Source organism: Ramlibacter montanisoli, assembly GCF_013087525.1.
GTDB lineage: Bacteria > Pseudomonadota > Gammaproteobacteria > Burkholderiales > Burkholderiaceae_C > Ramlibacter > Ramlibacter montanisoli.
In genome coordinates this window covers 2,763,122-2,781,422 of sequence record NZ_JABFCS010000001.1, presented here as the reverse complement: position 1 = coordinate 2,781,422, position 18,301 = coordinate 2,763,122, and the positions used below count along the sequence as shown (strand labels likewise).

Sequence of the window (18,301 nt, the reverse complement as noted above, 5' to 3'; positions counted from 1 at the left end):
TTAATCCGCCAGGGCGCGGGTGACCACCTCGCGCACGTCGTTGCTCAGGTCCGGCTTGGCGGCCACGCGGGCGATGGCCTCGCGGGCGGCGCCGCGCAGGGGCTCGGCCAGCTTCTTCCAGCGGTCCAGGGCGCGCGCCAGGCGGGCGGCGACCTGCGGGTTGATCGCATCGAGTTCCATCACCCGCTCGCTCCAGTACACGTAGCCCGCGGCGTCGGCGCGGTGGAAGCCGCCCGGATTGGCGCTGCAGTAGCTGAAGATCACGCTGCGCGCGCGGTTCGGGTTGCGGATGTTGAAGTCCGGGTGCTGCATCAGCTGCTTCACCACCGGCAGCACGTTGCCGTTGCGGTCCGGGGCACCGGCCTGCAGCGCGAACCACTTGTCCAGGACCAGGGGCTCGTTGCGGAACATCGCGTGGAAGCGTTGCAGCGCCTGCGCGGCCAGCTCGTGGCCCGAGATCACCAGGGCGGCCAGGGCGTTGAAGCGGTCCGTCATGTTGGACGCGTCCTTGAAGCGCTGGTAGGCCTTGCCCGGCCAGACGTTGTCGCCGCTCGTGCGCGCGGCCAGGCACAGGTGCGCGAGCGCGAGGCCGGCCAGCGCGCGCCGGCCGCTGGACACGGGATCCGGCCGGTAGGCACCGCTGTCCTTGTGCGCCTCGTAGGCCCACTCCCAGTCGGCGTACAGCGCCTGCGAAAGCTGCTGGCGCATCGCTTCGCGCACCGCGTGGATGCGCTGCGGATCGACCACGTCCAGCTGCTCGGCGATGTAGGTCTCCGCGGGCAGCGTCAGCACCAGCTCCTTGAAGGCCGCATCCAGCGCCGGGTGCCGCAGCACCGTTCGCATGGCCTCCACGTAGGGCGCGTCCAGTTCCACCGGCAGGTCGCCGCGGATGTAGGTGAGCGCGCGGCCGGTGGCCAGGCGCTGCGCCGCTTCCCAGCGGTTGAAGGGATCGGTGTCGTTGGCCAGCAGCGTCAGCAGCTGCCGGTCGCTGTAGTCGTACTCCAGGATCACCGGCGCGCTGAAGCCGCGCAGCAGCGAGGGCACCGGCTCGGCCGAATAGCCGGGGAAGGTGAGCGTCTCGGCCGCCTGCGTCAGCACGTGCATGCCGCTGGTGAGCTCGCGGCCCTCCGCATCCAGCAGGCCCAGCGCGATCGGGATCACGAAGGGCTGCTTGTCCGGCTGGCCCGGCGTCGCGCCGCAGGACTGCGTGAGCGTCAGCGAGTAGATGCCGGACACGGCGTCGAAGTGCGTCTGCACGCGCACGCGCGGCGTGCCCGCCTGGCTGTACCAGCGGCGGAACTGCTCCAGCCGCTGCGCCAGCTGCGAATCGGGATTGGCCTCGGCGATCGCCTGGGCGAAGTCGTCGCAGGTGACCGCGTGGCCGTCGTGCCGCTGGAAGTACAGCGACAGGCCCTTGGCGAAGCCTTCGCGGCCCACCAGGGCCTGCATCATGCGCACGACCTCGGCGCCCTTTTCGTACACCGTGACGGTGTAGAAGTTGTTGATCTCCAGGTACTGGTCCGGGCGCACCGGGTGCGCCATCGGGCCGGCGTCCTCGGGGAACTGCGCGGTGCGCAGCACGCGCACGTCCTCGATGCGCTTGACGGCGCGCGCCGAGACGTCGCCGGCGAGGTCCTGGCTGAACTCCTGGTCGCGGAAAACGGTCAGGCCTTCCTTCAGCGAGAGCTGGAACCAGTCGCGGCAGGTCACGCGGTTGCCGGTCCAGTTGTGGAAGTACTCGTGGCCGACCACCGACTCGATGTTGCCGTAGTCGGTGTCGGTGGCCGTGGCCTGGTTGGCGAGAACGTACTTCGTGTTGAAGATGTTCAGGCCCTTGTTCTCCATCGCGCCCATGTTGAAGTCGCTGGTCGCGACGATCATGAAGCGCTCCAGGTCCAGCTCCAGGCCGAAGCGCGCCTCGTCCCAGGCCACCGAAGCCATCAGCGAGTTCATCGCGTGCTCGGTCTTGTCCAGGTCACCCGGGCGCACGTACACCTGCAGCAGGTGGTCGCGGCCGCTGCGCGCGCTGATGCGCTGCTCGCGGCACACCAGCTGGCCCGCGACCAGCGCGAACAGGTAGCTGGGCTTGCGGAAGGGATCGACCCACTTGGCGTAGTGGCGGCCGTCTTCCAGGTCGCCCTGCGCCACCAGGTTGCCGTTGGACAGGAGCACCGGGTACTTGCGCTTGTCCGCGCGCAGCGTCACCGTGTAGCTGGCCATCACGTCCGGGCGGTCCAGGAAGTAGGTGATGCGGCGGAAGCCCTCGGCCTCGCACTGGGTGAAGAAGGAGTCGTTGCTGACGTACAGGCCCATCAGCTTGGTGTTCTTCGCGGGCGCGCAGGTGGTGAAGATCTCCAGCTCGAAGGGCTCGTTGCCCTCCGGCAGGTTCTCCAGCACCAGCTGCCCTTCCTCCATCTTGAAGGAGGTACCCTGGCCGCCCACCAGCACGCGCGCGAGGTTCAGCTCCTCGCCGTCCAGCCGCAGCGGCTGCGGCATCACGTCCGGGTTGCGGCGCACGCGCATGCGGTTGAGCACGCGCGTCTTGGCCGGGTCGAGGTCGAACACCAGTTCCACGGTGTCGATCCAGAAGGCCGGCGGCTGGTAGTCCGCGCGGTAGATCACCTTGGAAGTTCCTTCACGCATGGAGGCTCTCCAGAAATTCGTTGTTCATGAGTTCTCGGTAGTCGCGCACCTGGGCGATCACGTGGGGTCCGGCGAGTTCCTCGGCGCCGTGCGTGGAGCAGATCGCCACCGCGCGCATGCCGGCGCGGCGGGCCGCCTCGATGCCGAAGGGGGCGTCCTCGAAGACGACGCATTCCGCGGGCGCGGCCTGCACGCGGCGCGCCGCTTCCAGGAACAGGGCCGGCTCCGGCTTGCCGGCGATGCCCTCGTCGCCGCCGACGATGGCGTCGGGCCTGCGCGCGAGCTTCAGGTGTTCCAGGGCGAAGGCGATGTTGTGGCGGTCGCCGGCGGTGGCCACGGCGAGCTTCAGGCCGCGCGTCGTGACGTCGCGCGCGAAGTCGCGAAAGCCCGCAACCTCGCGGAACTCCTTGCCGAAGAAGTCGCGGTAGATCGCTTCCTTCTCGGCTATCAGTTCCAGGGCCCGGTCCTCGGGCACGTCCTCGCCCATCAGGATGCGGATGCACTCGACGCCGGTGCGGCCGGTGGTCTTTTGCAGCACCTCCTCGACGGACATGCGGATGCCGTGGCGGCGCGTGAACACCTCCCAGCTGCGCGCATGCGCCGGCATGGAGTCGACCATCGTGCCGTCCATGTCGAAGACGAGGGCGCGGACGCGGTGCGCCATCACACGCCCTGCTTCAGGGACGCCTCGATGAACGTGTCCAGGTCGCCGTCCAGCACCTTCTGCGTGTTGGAGATCTCCACGCCCGTGCGCAGGTCCTTGATGCGGCTCTGGTCCAGCACGTAGCTGCGGATCTGGTGGCCCCAGCCGACGTCGGTCTTGCTGTCCTCCAGCTTCTGCTGCGCCTCCATGCGCTTGCGCATCTCGAAGTCGTACAGGCGCGAGCGCAGGCGCCGCCAGGCGACGTCGCGGTTGCTGTGCTGGCTGCGGCTGTCCTGGCACTGCACCACGATGCCGGTGGGGATGTGCGTCAGCCGCACCGCCGAATCGGTCTTGTTGATGTGCTGGCCGCCCGCGCCGGAAGCGCGGTAGGTGTCGGTGCGCACGTCCGCGGGGTTGATGTCGATCTCGATCGAGTCGTCGATCTCCGGATAGACGAACACGCTGGCGAAGCTGGTGTGGCGGCCGCCCGAGGAGTCGAAGGGCGACTTGCGCACCAGGCGGTGCACGCCGGTTTCCGTGCGCAGCAGGCCGAAGGCGTACTCGCCCTCGATCTTGATGGTGGCGCTCTTGATGCCCGCGACGTCGCCCGGCGTCTCGTCTTCCACCGTGTACTGAAGCCCTTGCGTTCGGCGTACTTGATGTACTGCCGCATCAGCATGCTGGCCCAGTCGCACGCTTCCGTGCCGCCGGCGCCCGCCTGCAGGTCCAGGAAGCAGTTGCTCGGGTCCGCCGGCTGGTTGAACATGCGGCGGAACTCGAGGTCCTTCACGGTGGATTCGAGCTTGGACGCTTCGTCCTCGATGGTCGCGAGGCCGGCTTCGTCGCCTTCCTCCTTGCTCATCTCGTAGAGCTCGAGGTTGTCCGACAGCTCGCTCTCCAACCTCTGGATGGTGACGACGACGTCATCGAAGCTGCTTCTTCTCGCGGCCCAGCTCCTGGGCCTTCTTGGGGTCGTTCCAGACGCCCGGGTCTTCCAGCGAGGCGTTGACCGTCCTCAGGCGCTCCGATTTGGCATCGAAGTCAAAGATACCTCCGGAGATCCCCGGTACGCGCCTGGAGGTCAGCCAGGGTCGTACCGATCAGGTTGATGCGTTCTGCGTCCATCTTGTTCTCTCAGTTCTGCGTAGGAGCTGCGATTTTCTCACGCCGCCTCCTCGGGCGCGTCCAGCGGCAACGAAAGGATGAATTCCGCCCCTTCGCCGGGACTGCTGCGGATCTCCAGGCGGCCCTGGTGCGCCTGCGCGATCTGGCGCGCGATGTAGAGACCGAGGCCCAGGCCGGCGATCTGTGCCGTGCCTTCGGTGCGCTCGAACTGCTCGAAGATGCGCTCCTGGTCCTCGGGCTTGACGCCCATGCCCTGGTCGCGCACCGAGACGAAGGCCTCCGGCTCGGTCTCGCGCAGGCCCACGGTCACGGCCACCGGCTTGCCCTGGCCGTAGCGCAGGGCGTTGGTCATCAGGTTGGTGATCACCTGCTCGATGCGGAACTCGTCGCCCTTCATGGGCAGCGCGTCGGGCGCCGCGAGCGTGACCGTCACGCCGCTGGCATTCGCCTGTTCCTGGATCGCCTCGACCACCGCGGTGGTGGAAGCGACCAGGTCGTAGGGCGCAGGCACGATCGCCAGCTTGCCGGTGCGCGCGCGAGAGACATCCAGCATGTCGTCCAGCAGGCGCACCATGCTGCGGATCTGGCGCTCGTCGCGCTCCACCATCTTCAGCATGGTCTGGGAGTCCGGGGGCTTCGGCGCGGCCAGCATGCGCCGGCGCAGCTGCGCCTGCAGGTACACCGAGTTCAGCGGATTGCGCAGTTCGTGGGCGATCATGGACATGAAGTCGTCGCGCATGCTCACCGCCCGCTGCAGCTGCGCCTTGGCCTCCTGCAGTTCCTGCCGCTGGCGGAACAGGTCCACGAACACGCTCACCTTGCTGCGCACCGCATGCGGGTCCAGCGGCTTGTAGAGGAAGTCCACCGCGCCCGATTCGTAGCCGCGGAAGGCGTAGTTCAGCTCGCGGCCGCCGGCGCTGACGAACACGATGGGGATGCTGCGCGTGCGCTCGGTGCCGCGCATCAGTTCGGCCAGCTCGAAGCCGTTCATCGAGGGCATCTGCACGTCCAGGATCGCCAGCGCGAACGGGTGTTCGAGCATCAGCGACAGGGCCTGTTCGCCGGAGCGGACCGTGTGGATGCGGCGGCCCGGCTGGCGGATCAGGGCCTCCAGCGCGACCAGGTTCTCCTGGAGGTCGTCCACCAGCAGCACGTTGACGTCTTGGGGCGTGTGGGTCATCAGCGAACTACAGTGTGCAGCAGCCGGCGCAGGGCCGCCAGCGACAGGACGTAATCGGGGTCCGCCGCGGCAACCGCGGCCTGCGGCATGGCCTTGTGCGCCGCCTCGGCGGGGTCCTGCACGGCCGTCAGCCCGCCCAGCTCCGCGATGCGCGCCAGGCCGCGGGCGCCGTCCTCGTTGGCGCCGGTGAGCACCAGGGCCGCCAGGCGGTTGCCATAGGCTTCCGCGCAGGATTCCAGCAGCACGTCGATGGAGGGCCGCGAGAACAGCACCGGCGGGTCGCAGCTGAGGGAGAAGCTGCGGTCGTCTTCCACCAGCAGGTGGTAGCCGGGCGGCGCGAACCAGACCGTGCCGCCCGTCACCGGCGCGTGCGGCTCCGCTTCCTTCACGGGGACGGCCAGGCGGGCGCCGAACACCTGCGGCAGCTTGCTCTCGTGCTGCTCGGGCAGGTGCAGGACGATGACGATGGGCGCGCGCATGGTCGCGGGCATGCCTTCGAGCAGCACGAACAGCGCGTCGATGCCGCCGGCCGAGGCGCCGATGGCGACGGCTTCGGCGGAAAAGGAGAAGTCCCCGGGCAGTTCGCTTTTCATGCGCCATTCCCCACGCGGCGATAGATGCGGTCCGGCCGGCTGACCGCCTCGAAGCGGTCGGCGTAGGCGGAGAAGTCCAGCGTCTCCTTGGCCCCGAGCCCGAGGAAGCCGCGGCGCGACAGCGACTCGTGGAACAGGCCCAGCGCGCGGTCCTGCAGCGTGCGGTTGAAGTAGATCAGCACGTTGCGGCAGGAGACCAGGTGGGTCTCGGAGAACACGGCGTCGGTCGCCAGGCTGTGGTCGGCGAAGGTGATGCTGTCGCGCAGCCTCTTCTCGAACAGCGCGCCGCCGTAGGAGGCCGTGTAGTAGCCGCTGAAGCTGGCCTTGCCGCCCGCGCGCTGGTAGTTGCGCGTGAAGGCCTGCATGTGCTCCAGGGAGAAGATCCCCTGCCTGGCCTTTTCCAGCGAGGCGTGGTTGATGTCGGTCGCGTACAGGATGCTGCGTTCCAGCAGCCCTTCCTCGTGCAGCAGGATGGCCAGCGAGTAGGGCTCCTCCCCGGTGCTGCAGCCCGCCACCCAGATCTTCAGCGATGGGTAGGTGCGCAGCACCGGCACCACGTGGCGGCGCAGCGCCAGGAAGTAGGCGGGATCGCGGAACATCTCGCTCACCGGCACCGTGAGGTACTGCAGCAGCTGCGAGAACTGGTCGGGGTCGTGCAGCACGCGCTCCTGCAGCGCGGAAATCGACGGCGCGCCCATGCGCTGCTGCGCCTGCAGCACGCGGCGGCGTTTCAGCGAGGCCTGCGCGTAGTCGCGGAAGTCGTGGCCGTAGCGCAGGAAGACCGCTTGCACCAGCAGCCGGATCTCGATGTCCGGAACCCCTAACGTCACGCAATCCGCTCCAGTTTCGGCATCCATACGCGCATCAGCGAGAACAGGCGCTCCAGCTCGATCGGCTTGGCCAGGTAGTCGTTGGCGCCGGCGGCCAGGCATTTCTCCTGGTCTTCCTTCATGGCCTTGGCGGTGATGGCGATCACCGGCAGCTTCTGCCAGCGCGGGTTCTTGCGGATCTCGCGGGTGGCCGTCAGGCCGTCCATCTCCGGCATCATGAGGTCCATCAGCACGAGGTCGATGCCGTCGGGGTTCTGCTCCAGCTTCTGCAGGGCTTCCACGCCGTTGCGCGCGATCTCCACTTCCGCGCCCTTGTGCTCCAGCGCGCTGGTCAGGGCGAAGATGTTGCGCATGTCGTCGTCCACCACCAGGATGCGGCGCGCCTCGAAGGCCTTGTCGCGGCTGCGCGCGGTGCGCAGCATCTTCTGCCGCTCGGTCGACAGCTGCGTCTCCACCTTGTGCAGGAACAGCGTCACCTCGTCGAGCAGCCGCTCGGGCGAGCGCGCGCCCTTGATGATGATGGAGCGCGAGTAGCGCAGCAGCTCGGTTTCCTCGTCGCGGGTGAGGTTGCGGCCGGTGTACACGATCACCGGCGGGAAGGACCGGCCTTCGCCCGCGGCCATGCGGTGCAGCAGTTCCTGCCCGGTCATGTCCGGCAGCTTCAGGTCGATGATCATCACGTCGAACACCGACCCGGCCAGTTCCGCCAGCGCCTCGGCGCCGCGCGACACGGCGGTGATCTCGATGTCGCCGTCGCCGATCAGGGCCACCACGCTTTCCTGCTGGCGCAGGTCATCCTCCACCAGCAGCACGCGCTTGAGCTTCTGGCTCAGCTTGCTTTCCAGCCGCCGGAACACCCCATGCAGGTCCTCGCGCGAGGCGGGCTTGCGTGCGTAGCCGATCGCGCCCATCTGCAACGCCGGCTCGGACCGGTCCTCGGCGGACAGCGCGTGCACCGGGATGTGCCGCGTGCGCGGGTCTTCCTTGAGGCGCTGCAGCACGGCCAGCCCGGTCTCGTCGGGCAGCAGGATGTCCAGCAGCACCGCGTCGGGCAGGTGCTGGAAGGCCAGCTCGCAGCCTTCGCGCGCGTCGTGCGCCACCAGGCAGCGGTAGCCCAGTTCATGCGCCAGGTCGTACAGGATGGAGGCGAAGCCGGTGTCGTCCTCCACCACCAGCACGGTGCGGCGTGCGTCGGCGGCCTGTTCGCGGTCGTCCGCGAAGGAGGGCGCCGGCGGCCGGGACGGCGCGGGCGCCGGGGTGGGCGCGGCCGTCACGGGCGGCGGCGCGGCTGACGTGGCGCCGGTGGGCGGCGCCAGCGCCACCGGCTGCTGCGCCATCGCCTCCCGGTACTCCAGCGGCAGGATCACGGTGAAGGTGCTGCCCCGGCCGGGCGCGCTCGTCACCGAGATGTCGCCGCCCAGCAGGCGCGCGAGGTCGCGCGAGATCGACAGGCCCAGGCCGGTGCCGCCGTACTTGCGGCTGCTGGTGCCGTCGGCCTGGCGGAAGGCCTCGAAGATCGCCTCCTGTTGCGAGGGATCGATGCCGATGCCGCTGTCGCGCACCTCGAAGCACATCCTGTCCTTGCCGCCGGGGGCGACGTGCAGCGTCACGCTGCCGTGCTCGGTGAACTTCAGCGCGTTGGCCAGCAGGTTGCGCAGCACCTGTTCCAGCCGCTGGCGGTCCGTGTACAGCGTCTGCGGCGTGCCGTCCGCGATCACGACTTCCAGCTGCAGGCCCTTGCGCTGGGCCAGCGGCTCGAACATCGACTTCAGTCCGGTCGTGAGCGAGGCCACCGGCGTCACTTCGGCACGCACCTCCAGCTTGCCCGCCTCCACCTTCGCGATGTCCAGGATGTCGTTGATCAGGTTCAGCAGGTCGTTGCCCGCGGTGTGGATCGATTCGGCGAACTTGACCTGTTCGTCGCTGAGGTTGCCCTCGGCGTTGTCCGCCAGCAGGCGCGCGAGGATCAGCGAGCTGTTCAGCGGCGTGCGCAGCTCGTGCGACATGTTGGCGAGGAACTCGGACTTGTAGCGGCTGGCGCGCTGCAGTTCGGCGGCCCGCTCTTCCAGCTGCACCTGCGCCTCGCGCAGCTGGTCGCGCTGCTGCTCCAGCCGGTCGGCCTGTTCGGACAGCTGCACGTTGGTCTGTTCCAGCTCCGCCTGCTGGCCTTCCAGGTGGGCCTGCGATTCCTTCAGCGCGCGCGACTGCTCCTCCAGTTCCTCGTTGGCGGTGCGCAGTTCCTCCTGCTGCACCTGCAGTTCCTCGTTGAGCTGCTGCGTCTCTTCCAGCACGTCCTGCAGGCGCTTGCGGTAGCGTGCGGCCTCCAGGGCGGCGCCAAGGATGCTGCTGCAATACAGCACGAGCTCGCCGTCGCGCGGCGCCAGGGGCCGCAGCAGGCCGACCTCCAGCACCGCGATCAGCCGGCCCTCGTGCTCGATGGGCGCCAGCAGCACGGACTGCACGGTCGCTTCGCCCAGCGAGGAACTCACCTTGAGGTAGCCCGGCGGCACCGGGTCGAGGGCGATGCGCCGGCGCTGGGCCGCGCATTCGGCGAGCAGGGTGCGGTCCTGCGCCACCTGCGCGCCATTGCCGTCCTCGGAAGCGGGCCAGCCCCAGGTGGCCGCGCGCACGAAACCGGGAGGCTCGGGCAGGTACAGCGCGCCCACCTTGGTGTCGATGTACTGGGACAGGAATTCGAGCGCGGCGTGGCCCACCCCGCGCAGGTCCTGCTCGCGCCCGATGCGCTCGGACAGCAGGGACTGGCCTTCGCGCAGCCAGGCCTGGGACTGCAGGATGCCCGCCTGCCGCTGCTGCTCGCCCAATGCTGTTTCGTAGGTGTCGGCCAGCCCGACCAGGTCCTTGCGTCCGCGCCAGGCAATGATGCCGCCCGTGGACAGCATGAAGATGATGAACGCCACCGCCGTGAACAGCGCGTTGCGGTTGGCCTCCTCGATGTGGCGGGCGCGCAGCGAGCGCTCGACCCGGAAGAACTCGTCGAACTCGGCGCGCACCTCGTCCTTGAGCTCGCGGCCGATGCCCGGATTCACCGACTGCCCGCGGCCCAGGCGCATCGCCGCCACCGCCTCGCGCGCGAACTGGGCCCATTTGCCCTGGGCCTGCTCGATGCGCCGCAGCCGCTCCAGCTGGGACGGATCGCCGGCGACTTGCGCCTGCAGCTGCTTCATGATCGGCGGCAGGCGGCGCGCGGCATCCTCGTAGGGCGCCAGGAATCGCTCGTCCCCGTTGAGCAGGAAGCCGCGCAGCCCGGACTCCATGTCCAGGTCGAGCTTCTGGGCATTGGACGCCTGCTGGAGCAGCTCGTCGCTGCGCTGCACCTGGCCGATCACGTTGGCGAGATAAGCGAGCAGCGACAGGAAAACCAGCGCGCTCGCGACGCCCAGGGCCAGTGGCAGGGCGAGGTTGCGCGAGAGGATGCTGCGGAAACTGGCGGATGCGTTGGTGCTGGAAAGGGGCATGGCCGGCCGTCGTGGGAGCCGGGAGTGTGCCCCCAATCGGCTCGGCCGTGGGCTGTCGGGGAAATGCAAAGCGGGGCCCGTGGCCCCGCTTCAACGCGACAGTGGCGTGCCCCTCAGCGCGCGGTGGCGGCGCCCAGTCGCGCCTGCGCGGTGCGGCTTCCCAGGTTGGCGGCGCGCTGCAGCCAGCGCACGGCCTGCGTCGAGTCTTGCGGCACCGTGGCGCCTTCGAGGTAGGCCACGCCCAGGAAGTAGCTCATCTCCATCCGGCCGAAGCGGATGCCTTCCTCGGTGGACTTGCCGGAACGCTTGACGATCACCGGCACGTCGCCCTTGCCGTCGGCGAAGGACTGCATGTGGTCGATGGTGTTGCGGAAGAAGCGGTCGCGCGCGAGCTGGGCCTTGTCCTTGTCGGCCATGCTGGCCACCAGTTCGTCGGCCAGCACCGGCAGCACTTCGAAGGGCGTCATGCCGCCGCGCATCTTCGGCGAGTACCAGGCGCGCAGCATCACGCGGTCCAGCGGCATCAGGCCGTCGACCTTGCTCGGGAAATAGCTCAGGACGGTCTTGCCGGCGGGGTGGCCGCGCACGCCCATGATGTGCATCGCCTCGTGGTAGGCGCAGCGCCAGGCATCGCGGTTGCGCATCTGCATGGCGGCGGAGTCGATCCGCGTTTCGTTCTGGAAATTCAGGAAGGTGACGCAGGGCTGGTTCTCTTCCAGCATGCTGTCCGGCGTGATCTCGATGCTGACGTTGGCCACCTGGGCCGCGTTCGGCTGGTCGCTGACGTCCACCAGGCGGATGCCGGCTTCGGTGGCGACATCGGCCAGGGCCTTGAGGGTGTGCTGCTTGTGGGTGGCCAGGTTCACGCCGAAGATGCGCACCCGCATCTCCTGCTCCCAGCGCACGAGCCGCGTGGGCGTGCCGCTCTGGTGCCAGAGCACTTCCCACATCGTGCCCATCCCCTGCTCAAACTCATCAGCCTGAGCGAAGACCGGACTCATCACTGTAGCCGCCAGCAGGGCGGTCACACCCGACTTCCACATTGAGCGTCCCCTTGTACGAACAGGGATGACTATCGGGTAGGACACTTCCTACGGCAAGTCTTGTTACGTCTCCATCTGCACCGAAGTTGCGCTACGCACAAAATTTCACGCTCGTTCTCAGGCGTGGTGCTTGCGGACCCCGGGTTTCCCACTACGGAGGGAGGAATGCCTCGATGAGGTGGGCCAGTTGTTCGGGCTGGTCGTGGTGCAGCATGTGCCCGGCGTCCGGAATGTGGCCCAGCCGCAGGTCGGACACCGCCTTCAAACGTTCGTGGTACTCCGCGAGCGTGAAGCGGCCCTGCCACCACTGGCCGAGGCTGTCGTCGCTGGCCTCCACCGCGAGCACGGGCGCTCGGATCGCCTTGTAGATCTCCAGCACCTCGTCCACGCGGAACAGGTTGGCATTGATGATCTTGTGCGCGGGGTCGCCCAGGATGCGCCAGCGGCCCGCCGCGTCCGGTTGCGCCCAGTGCCGGGCCAGCCAGGCCGCCTTGTCGGCGGTGAGGCGCTTGTTGGTCTTTATCAGCCGCTGCGCCACCCCGTCGGCGCTGTCGTAGGACTTCAGGTCCAGCTGGCCGCGGTGGTAGGCCTTGAGCTGCTCGATCCACTTGGCGTAGCGGCCCGGCGCCTGCGAGGGGCGCGTGGCGGGCATGCCGAAGCCCTCCAGGTTCACCAGGCTGCGGATGCGCTCCGGCCGCGAGCCCGCATAGAGCATCGCGATGTTGCCGCCCATGCTGTGGCCCACCAGGTCCACCGGCGCGTCGGGCGAGTAGTGATCGAGCAGGAATTCCAGGTCGGCCAGGTAGTCGGCGAACCAGTAGTTGTCGGTGTGCGGCAGCTCGGTCAGGCCGTAGCCGCGCCAGTCGGGCGCGACGATGTGGCGGTCCTGCGCGAAGGCGTCCACCACGAACTGGTAGGAGGCGGCCACGTCCATCCAGCCATGCACCATCACCAGCGGCGGCCGGCCGGCGCGCGGCTCGCCCCAGGTGCGCACGTGATAGCGCAGGTTGCGGATCGGGACAAACTCGCTGCGGGACGCTCGCCGGGGTTGGTACATTCGCCGGATCATAGGAGGGGGACGATGGACCGCAGTCAAGGCAGGGACAACTGGCCCGCCATGCACCGTGCATTCGGCTGGCAGGTGCCGGAGGACTTCAACATCGCGCAGGCTTGCTGCGCGCGCTGGGCGCGGCGGCCGGATGCGGAGCAGCGGGTGGCGATCCGCGCGCACGCGGCGCAGGGCGATGCCACGCTCAGCTTCGCGCAACTGCAGCGCGAAGCCAATGCCATGAGCAACCTGCTGCTCGGCCTCGGCGTGCACCGCGGCGACCGCGTGGCGATCGTGATGCCGCAGCGCTACGAAACCGCGATCGCCTACATGGCCGTGTTCCAGCTGGGCGCGGTGGCGATGCCGCTGTCGATGCTGTTCGGCCCCGAGGCGCTGGAGTACCGGCTGCAGGACAGCGAGGCGGTGGTCGCGATCTGCGACGAGAGCTCGATTGCCAACGTGGCGCAGGTGCGGGCGCAGTGCCCCACGCTGCGCACGGTGATGGGCATAGGCGCGGCGGCCGCCCAGGCGGACCTCTCCTGGGAAGCGCAGCGCGCGGCGCTGGCGGAAGACTTCGCCCCGGCGGCGACGCACGCCGACGACGGCGCCGTCCTGATCTACACCAGCGGCACCACCGGCCCTCCCAAGGGCGCGCTGATCCCGCACCGGGCGCTGGTGGGGAACTTACCGGGCTTCGTGTGCAGCCAGAACTGGTTCGGCTTCGACCCGCTGCGGCCCTCGGAAAGCGAGGCCGTGTTCTGGTCGCCCGCCGACTGGGCCTGGACCGGCGGCCTGATGGACGCGCTGCTGCCATCGCTGTACTTCGGCCGGCCCATCGTCGCCTTCAACGGCCGCTTCGGCCCCGACCTGGCCTTCGCGCTGATGCAGGAACACGGGGTGACGCACACCTTCCTCTTCCCCACGGCGCTCAAGGCCATGATGAAGGCCTGGCCGGAGCCGCGGAAGAAGTTCGCGCTCAAGCTGCAGGCGATCATGAGCGCGGGCGAGGCGGTGGGCGATGCCGTCTTCGCCTACTGCCGCGACCAGCTGGGCGTGGTCGTCAACGAGATGTTCGGCCAGACCGAGATCAACTACGTGGTGGGCAACTGCTCCATGAACGGCGCGACCCAAGGCGGCGTCGGCTGGCCCGCGCGCGCCGGCAGCATGGGGCGTCCCTATCCCGGGCACCGCGTGGCGCTGATCGACGACGAGGGCCACGAGGTCCCGCCCGGCGTTCCGGGCGACGTGGCGGTGAACCGCTACGACGTGCACGGCGAGCCGGATCCGATCTTCTTCCTGGGCTACTGGAAGAACCCGGAGTCCACGCACCGCAAGTTCACCGGCGACTGGTGCCGCACCGGCGACCTCGCCACGCGCGACGCCGACGGCTACCTCTGGTACCAGGGCCGCGCCGACGACGTGTTCAAGGCCGCGGGCTACCGCATCGGCCCGAGCGAGATCGAAAACTGCCTGGTCAAGCACCCGGCCGTGATCAATGCGGCCGTGGTCCCCAAGCCGGACCCGGAGCGCGGTGCGCTGGTGAAGGCCTACGTGGTGCTGGCCCCCAACGTGGTGGAAGCGCGCGCCATCACCACGCGCGACCGGCACGCCTTCGACGCCCAGCTGATCGAAGACCTGCAGATGCACGTGAAGGGCAAGCTGGCGCCCTACGAATACCCCAAGGAAATCGAGTTCATCGAGGCCCTGCCCATGACGACGACCGGCAAGGTGCAGCGCCGGGTGCTGCGGCTGCAGGAGGAAGAGCGGGCGCGGGCCCGGCTCTCGGCGTAGGAAGGGTCTGTCCGCGCGTATCCCTGCTGTCCCGCCTGCGCGGGCCTGCCGGGCCGTTAGCGTTGCGGCCATGGTGAAGAATCCGCGCAAGGGAATGGTCTTGGGAGCCGTCGGCCTGGTCGCCGGCGTCGTGCTGGGTGCCATGGGCATGATGAGCTTGCGCGGCGGCGACGGCCCGTATGCGAGCAGCCCCGCGTCCACCCGCAGCATGGGTGCCGCATCGGCCCCCGCGCCCGCGTCCACCTTCGTCACCGCGGTGTCGGTGAATTGCGAACTGGCGCCGATGCTGTCCAAGGGCGGCGAGGGCGACGGCCAGGTCGCGCTGCAGTCCAGGCCTGCCGCCGCGACTGGCAGCGAGGTCGGCTCCCTGATCCTCAGCGGCAAGGAAGCCGCCGCGGCGGGGCGGCAGCGCGACGCGGAAGTCTCCTTCCTGAATGCCTGCCGCAACGCCGCCGTCCTGCCGGAAGGCGACGGGATCCCGCTGTCGGATGCCATGTACCAGCTGGGACGCCACTACGCCACGGTCGCGGCCTTCGGCGCGCCCAAGGGGGCAAGGAACTGCTGCAGCGCGCCGAGCGGCTCTACAGCGCGAGCCTGGAAGGCTACCGCTCGCGCCTGGGGCCCACCCACGAGAAGACGAAGTTCGCGCAGGAGGGGCTGGTCACCGTGCGCCAGGGCACCGGCGGGACCGTGACGGCCAGTGCCACGCCCGCCGCGCCCGCACCGGCGCCTGCAGCTCCGGCGCCCGCGCCGGAAGCGGCGGCTCCTGTCGCGCCCGCCCCGGCGCCGGTGGCCGCGACTCCCGCACCGGTGACGTCGCCTGTCCCTGCGCCCGCACCGGCCAGGCCCGCGGAACCCGCGGCACAGCAGGCAGCCACGGCGCCCGCAGTACCCGCTCCCGCACCCCAGGCCCGCCGAACCTCTCCTTCCTTCAACTGCGCGCAGGCGCGCTCGGTCACCGAGAAGCTGATCTGCGACGACGAGGAACTGGCGCGGGCGGACCGCGAGCTCGGTGCGCTGCACCAGCGCGCGCGCGAAGCTTCCGCCGACCCGCGCGCGTTCCAGCGCAACAGCGATGCCGAATGGGCCAAGCGCGAAGCCACCTGCCGCGACCGCGAATGCCTGCGCCGCTGGTACGCCGAGCGCCGCGACCAGCTCAGCGCGCAGGCCAGCACGCCGGCGCCCAGGCCCGCGGCACCGGTGCCCGCAGCCAGCCAGCGCCCGCAGGCCACCACGCCGGCCCCTGCCACCGAGCAGCCGCAGCCGCGGGTGCGCCGCACGCCGCCGCGGACGGCGACGGCCGATGCCAGCCCCGAACTCGCGCCGCCGCCGCCGGCACGTCCGCGCCCGCTGCGCGTGCCCTCGGACATCGAGCCCGACTACGTACCGCCGCCGCCGCGTTCCTCCGCCATGGGCGCCAATCCCGGCGAGGCACCGACCGCGGAAGGCTCGGCCGGCTCTACGGAGTGACGTTAGGCTGGCGGTGAGCGCGCAGCGCGAACCCCGGCATCACGTGTAGAGCACCTGGCAGTTGTCGCAGAAGAAGCTGCGCCGGTTCGTGCGCCCCAGGTGCGCCTTCTGCAGCGGAATCCCGCAGCGCGGACAGGTCCGCTTCGTATGCGCCAGCCAGTGCTTCTTCAGCACGAACTGCTTCTTCCACTCGTAGAAATCGAAGCTGTACTGCCGCGCCTGTTCCACCACCTGGCGCAATTGCTTCGCCGGCAATGCGCCCACCGTCGACAGCGGGTGCACCTTGATGCGGAACAGCACCTCGTTCTTGATGATGTTGCCGACGCCGGCGAACAGGTCCTGGTCCAGGAGCGCGTCGCACACCAGCGTGTCCGGCCGCGCCCGCAGGCGCCTGAGCGCGAGCTTGGGGTCCCAGTGTTCCGACATCACGTCGGCCCACCAGTCGTACACCAGGTCCAGCGGCTCCTCGATGAAGCGCACCGAGCAGGCGTAGAGGTTCAGCTCGCCGTTGTCGAATCCGAGCGACAGGCGCGGGACCGCCCAGCTCTTGTCCTCGTTGATGCGGTAGCTGCCGAACAGCAGCATGAAGTGCACGCGCAGGCTGAAGTCCGGCAACTCCACCAGGAAGTGCTTGCCCCAGCTGCGGAAGGACTCCACGCGCTGCAGCAGCAGCCGTTCCTTCTCGATGGTCGTGTTGCCCGAGACGCGTTCGATCGTCTTGCCGAGGAAGGGGGTGACCTGTTCTTTCAGGATGACGATCGAAGGGCCTTCGGGCATGCCGCTAATATGCTCGACCGATTCTTCCCACCCTCACCTCTGTAACGCCATGCAAACCAGACAGCTCGGCCAGAGCGACCTCCTCGTCACCCCCATCTGCCTGGGCACCATGACCTTCGGCGAACAGGTGGGCGAGCGGGACGCGCACGCGATCCTCGATCGCGCCGTCGCGCGCGGCGTGAACTTCCTCGACACGGCGGAGATGTACTCCGTGCCCGCGCGCAAGGAAACCTTCGGCGCCACCGAAACCATCATCGGCCGCTGGCTGGCCGCGCGTCCCGGCATGCGGCAGAAGATCGTGCTGGCCACCAAGGTGTCGGGGCCTTCGCGCGGCATGCCCTGGATCCGCGAGGGCGCGGGCATGACGCAGGAGGACATCGTCGCGTCCTGCGAGGCCTCGCTGCGCCGCCTGCAGGTGGAGGTGATCGACCTCTACCAGATCCACTGGCCCGAGCGCAACGTGCCGGCCTTCGGCCAGGTCTATTACGACCCGACCAAGGAGCGCACGAAGACGCCGATCTACGAGCAGCTGGAGGCCCTGAACAAGCTGGTGCGCCAGGGCAAGGTGCGCTCCATCGGCGTGTCGAACGAGACGCCCTATGGCGTGCACGAGTTCGTGCGCGTCGCCGAGCAGTACGAATTGCCGCGCATCGCCAGCGTGCAGAACCCGTATTGCCTGGTGAGCCGCGGCGTGGACAACGCACTGGACGAGACCATGCACCGGCTCGGCGTGTCGCTGCTCGCCTATTCGCCGCTCGGCTTCGGCCTGCTCACGGGCAAGTACGACGAGAGCGGCACCTCGGGGCCCGGCGCACCGAAGGAAGGGCGGATCGCGAAGTACGAGTCCGTGCGCTCGCAGCGCTGGGGCCGGCCGGAAGCACTGGCCGCCGCGCGCCGCTACAACGCGCTGGCGCGCGAGCATGGCCTCACGCCCACGCGCATGGCACTGGCCTGGTGCTACGGCAACTGGCGCGTGGCCAGCACGATCATCGGCGTGACCTCGGTCGCGCAGCTCGAGGAGGACCTCGACGCCTGGGGCACGGCGCTGTCGCCCGAACTGCTGGCCGCGATCGACCAGGTGCGCTGGGAACTGCGGGATCCCGCGGCGTGAGCAGGCGATGGCCAAGAAGGAGCACGTCAGCGAAACACCGGCGACCGCCTTCCTGAAGGCGAACGGCGTCGCCTTCACCGAGCATCCCTACGAGTACCTGGAACACGGCGGCGCGCAGCACAGCGCGCAGGTGCTCGGGCTCGATCCCTTCACGGTGGTCAAGACGCTGGTGATGGAGGACGAGAAGGCGCGGCCGCTCGTGGTGCTGATGCACGGCAACCGCACCGTCTCCACCAAGAACCTCGCGCGCCAGATCGGCGCCAAGTCCGTGCAGCCCTGCAAGCCGGAGGTGGCCAACCGCCACAGCGGCTACCTGGTGGGCGGCACCTCGCCCTTCGGCACGCGCAAGCAGATGCCGGTGTACATCGAGGAAAGCATCCTGGCGCTGCCGCGCATCGTGCTCAATGGCGGCCGGCGCGGCTACCTGGTGGGCATGGCCCCGCAGGTGTGCGTGAAGCTGCTCGGCGCCAGGCCCGTGAACTGCGCGCTGGCCGACGAATAGGCCGGAGGAGAAAGCGGTGGCGGGACGCGAGCCCCGCCACCGTGGAAGGCACGGATGTGCCGGAGGTGT

Annotated in this window: 15 protein-coding genes and 1 pseudogene; 5 read left to right on the top strand and 11 right to left on the bottom strand. The window is 69.2% G+C overall.

The genetic code is table 11. The annotated features are described in order from the left end of the window. The 10 genes and pseudogenes from pepN to HK415_RS13605 form a co-directional block, all read right to left on the bottom strand. Entirely contained in the window at positions 1–2,643 is a 2,643-nt protein-coding gene (gene pepN / locus HK415_RS13645) for an aminopeptidase N (RefSeq protein ID WP_171560113.1), read from the bottom strand. Continuing rightward, positions 2,636–3,307 (bottom strand): HAD family hydrolase, encoded by a 672-nt coding sequence (locus tag HK415_RS13640; protein ID WP_171560110.1) that lies wholly within the window; start codon positions 3,305–3,307, stop codon positions 2,636–2,638. The genes pepN and HK415_RS13640 overlap by 8 nt, the downstream gene beginning before the upstream one ends. Then, entirely contained in the window at positions 3,307–3,690 is a 384-nt protein-coding gene (locus HK415_RS25180) for a peptide chain release factor-like protein (protein ID WP_309246840.1), read from the bottom strand. The genes HK415_RS13640 and HK415_RS25180 overlap by 1 nt, the downstream gene beginning before the upstream one ends. 114 nt (positions 3,691–3,804) lie before the next feature. Continuing rightward, positions 3,805–4,196 (bottom strand): annotated as a pseudogene (locus tag HK415_RS25175) (PCRF domain-containing protein); the annotation flags it as partial. Positions 4,197–4,448: 252 nt separating this feature from the next. After that, positions 4,449–5,591, bottom strand: coding sequence for a hybrid sensor histidine kinase/response regulator (locus tag HK415_RS13630; RefSeq protein WP_171560108.1), 1,143 nt, complete (start codon positions 5,589–5,591; stop codon positions 4,449–4,451). Continuing rightward, positions 5,591–6,184: a chemotaxis protein CheB gene (locus tag HK415_RS13625; RefSeq protein ID WP_171560106.1), complete on the bottom strand. Its 594-nt coding sequence runs from the start codon at positions 6,182–6,184 to the stop codon at positions 5,591–5,593. Before HK415_RS13625 ends, HK415_RS13630 begins: the two co-directional genes overlap by 1 nt. After that, a complete protein-coding gene (locus HK415_RS13620; protein ID WP_171560104.1) occupies positions 6,181–7,041 on the bottom strand; it encodes a CheR family methyltransferase in 861 nt (286 codons plus the stop codon). Before HK415_RS13620 ends, HK415_RS13625 begins: the two co-directional genes overlap by 4 nt. After that, positions 7,011–10,490 (bottom strand): response regulator, encoded by a 3,480-nt coding sequence (locus HK415_RS13615; protein ID WP_171560102.1) that lies wholly within the window; start codon positions 10,488–10,490, stop codon positions 7,011–7,013. Before HK415_RS13615 ends, HK415_RS13620 begins: the two co-directional genes overlap by 31 nt. A 113-nt stretch (positions 10,491–10,603) precedes the next feature. Further along, positions 10,604–11,449, bottom strand: a complete 846-nt coding sequence (locus HK415_RS13610) for an SEL1-like repeat protein (RefSeq protein WP_171560101.1) — start codon at positions 11,447–11,449, stop codon at positions 10,604–10,606. Positions 11,450–11,684: 235 nt separating this feature from the next. Further along, on the bottom strand, positions 11,685–12,590 hold the full coding sequence (locus HK415_RS13605) for an alpha/beta fold hydrolase (protein WP_171560100.1): 906 nt from the start codon (positions 12,588–12,590) through the stop codon (positions 11,685–11,687). Positions 12,591–12,614: 24 nt separating this feature from the next. On the opposite strand from HK415_RS13605, the gene HK415_RS13600 reads away from it, so the two are divergent. The 3 genes from HK415_RS13600 to HK415_RS13590 all read left to right on the top strand — a co-directional run bounded on the left by HK415_RS13600 (position 12,615) and on the right by HK415_RS13590 (position 15,842). Beyond that, positions 12,615–14,372, top strand: coding sequence for an acetate--CoA ligase (locus tag HK415_RS13600; RefSeq protein ID WP_171560099.1), 1,758 nt, complete (start codon positions 12,615–12,617; stop codon positions 14,370–14,372). A 100-nt stretch (positions 14,373–14,472) separates the two neighbouring features. Beyond that, positions 14,473–15,066 carry a hypothetical protein gene (locus HK415_RS13595; RefSeq protein WP_171560098.1) on the top strand — a complete coding sequence of 198 codons (594 nt, stop codon included), beginning with the start codon at positions 14,473–14,475 and terminating at the stop codon, positions 15,064–15,066. Continuing rightward, the gene (locus tag HK415_RS13590) at positions 15,039–15,842 is read left to right on the top strand and encodes a lysozyme inhibitor LprI family protein (protein ID WP_171556300.1); all 804 of its coding nucleotides are present in this window, start codon (positions 15,039–15,041) and stop codon (positions 15,840–15,842) included. The genes HK415_RS13595 and HK415_RS13590 overlap by 28 nt, the downstream gene beginning before the upstream one ends. Positions 15,843–15,881: 39 nt before the next feature. Here the strand turns inward: HK415_RS13590 and HK415_RS13585 are convergent, their stop codons facing one another. Beyond that, the gene (locus HK415_RS13585) at positions 15,882–16,619 is read right to left on the bottom strand and encodes an endonuclease (protein ID WP_171560097.1); all 738 of its coding nucleotides are present in this window, start codon (positions 16,617–16,619) and stop codon (positions 15,882–15,884) included. A gap of 49 nt (positions 16,620–16,668) precedes the next feature. Here HK415_RS13585 and HK415_RS13580 point away from each other — a divergent pair, with 49 nt between their 5' ends. Together HK415_RS13580 and HK415_RS13575 are read left to right on the top strand one after the other, a co-directional pair. Then, on the top strand, positions 16,669–17,730 hold the full coding sequence (locus tag HK415_RS13580) for an aldo/keto reductase (RefSeq protein ID WP_171560096.1): 1,062 nt from the start codon (positions 16,669–16,671) through the stop codon (positions 17,728–17,730). Between the two features lie 7 nt (positions 17,731–17,737). Continuing rightward, the gene (locus HK415_RS13575; RefSeq protein ID WP_171560094.1) at positions 17,738–18,232 is read left to right on the top strand and encodes an aminoacyl-tRNA deacylase; all 495 of its coding nucleotides are present in this window, start codon (positions 17,738–17,740) and stop codon (positions 18,230–18,232) included. Positions 18,233–18,301 lie beyond the last annotated feature (69 nt).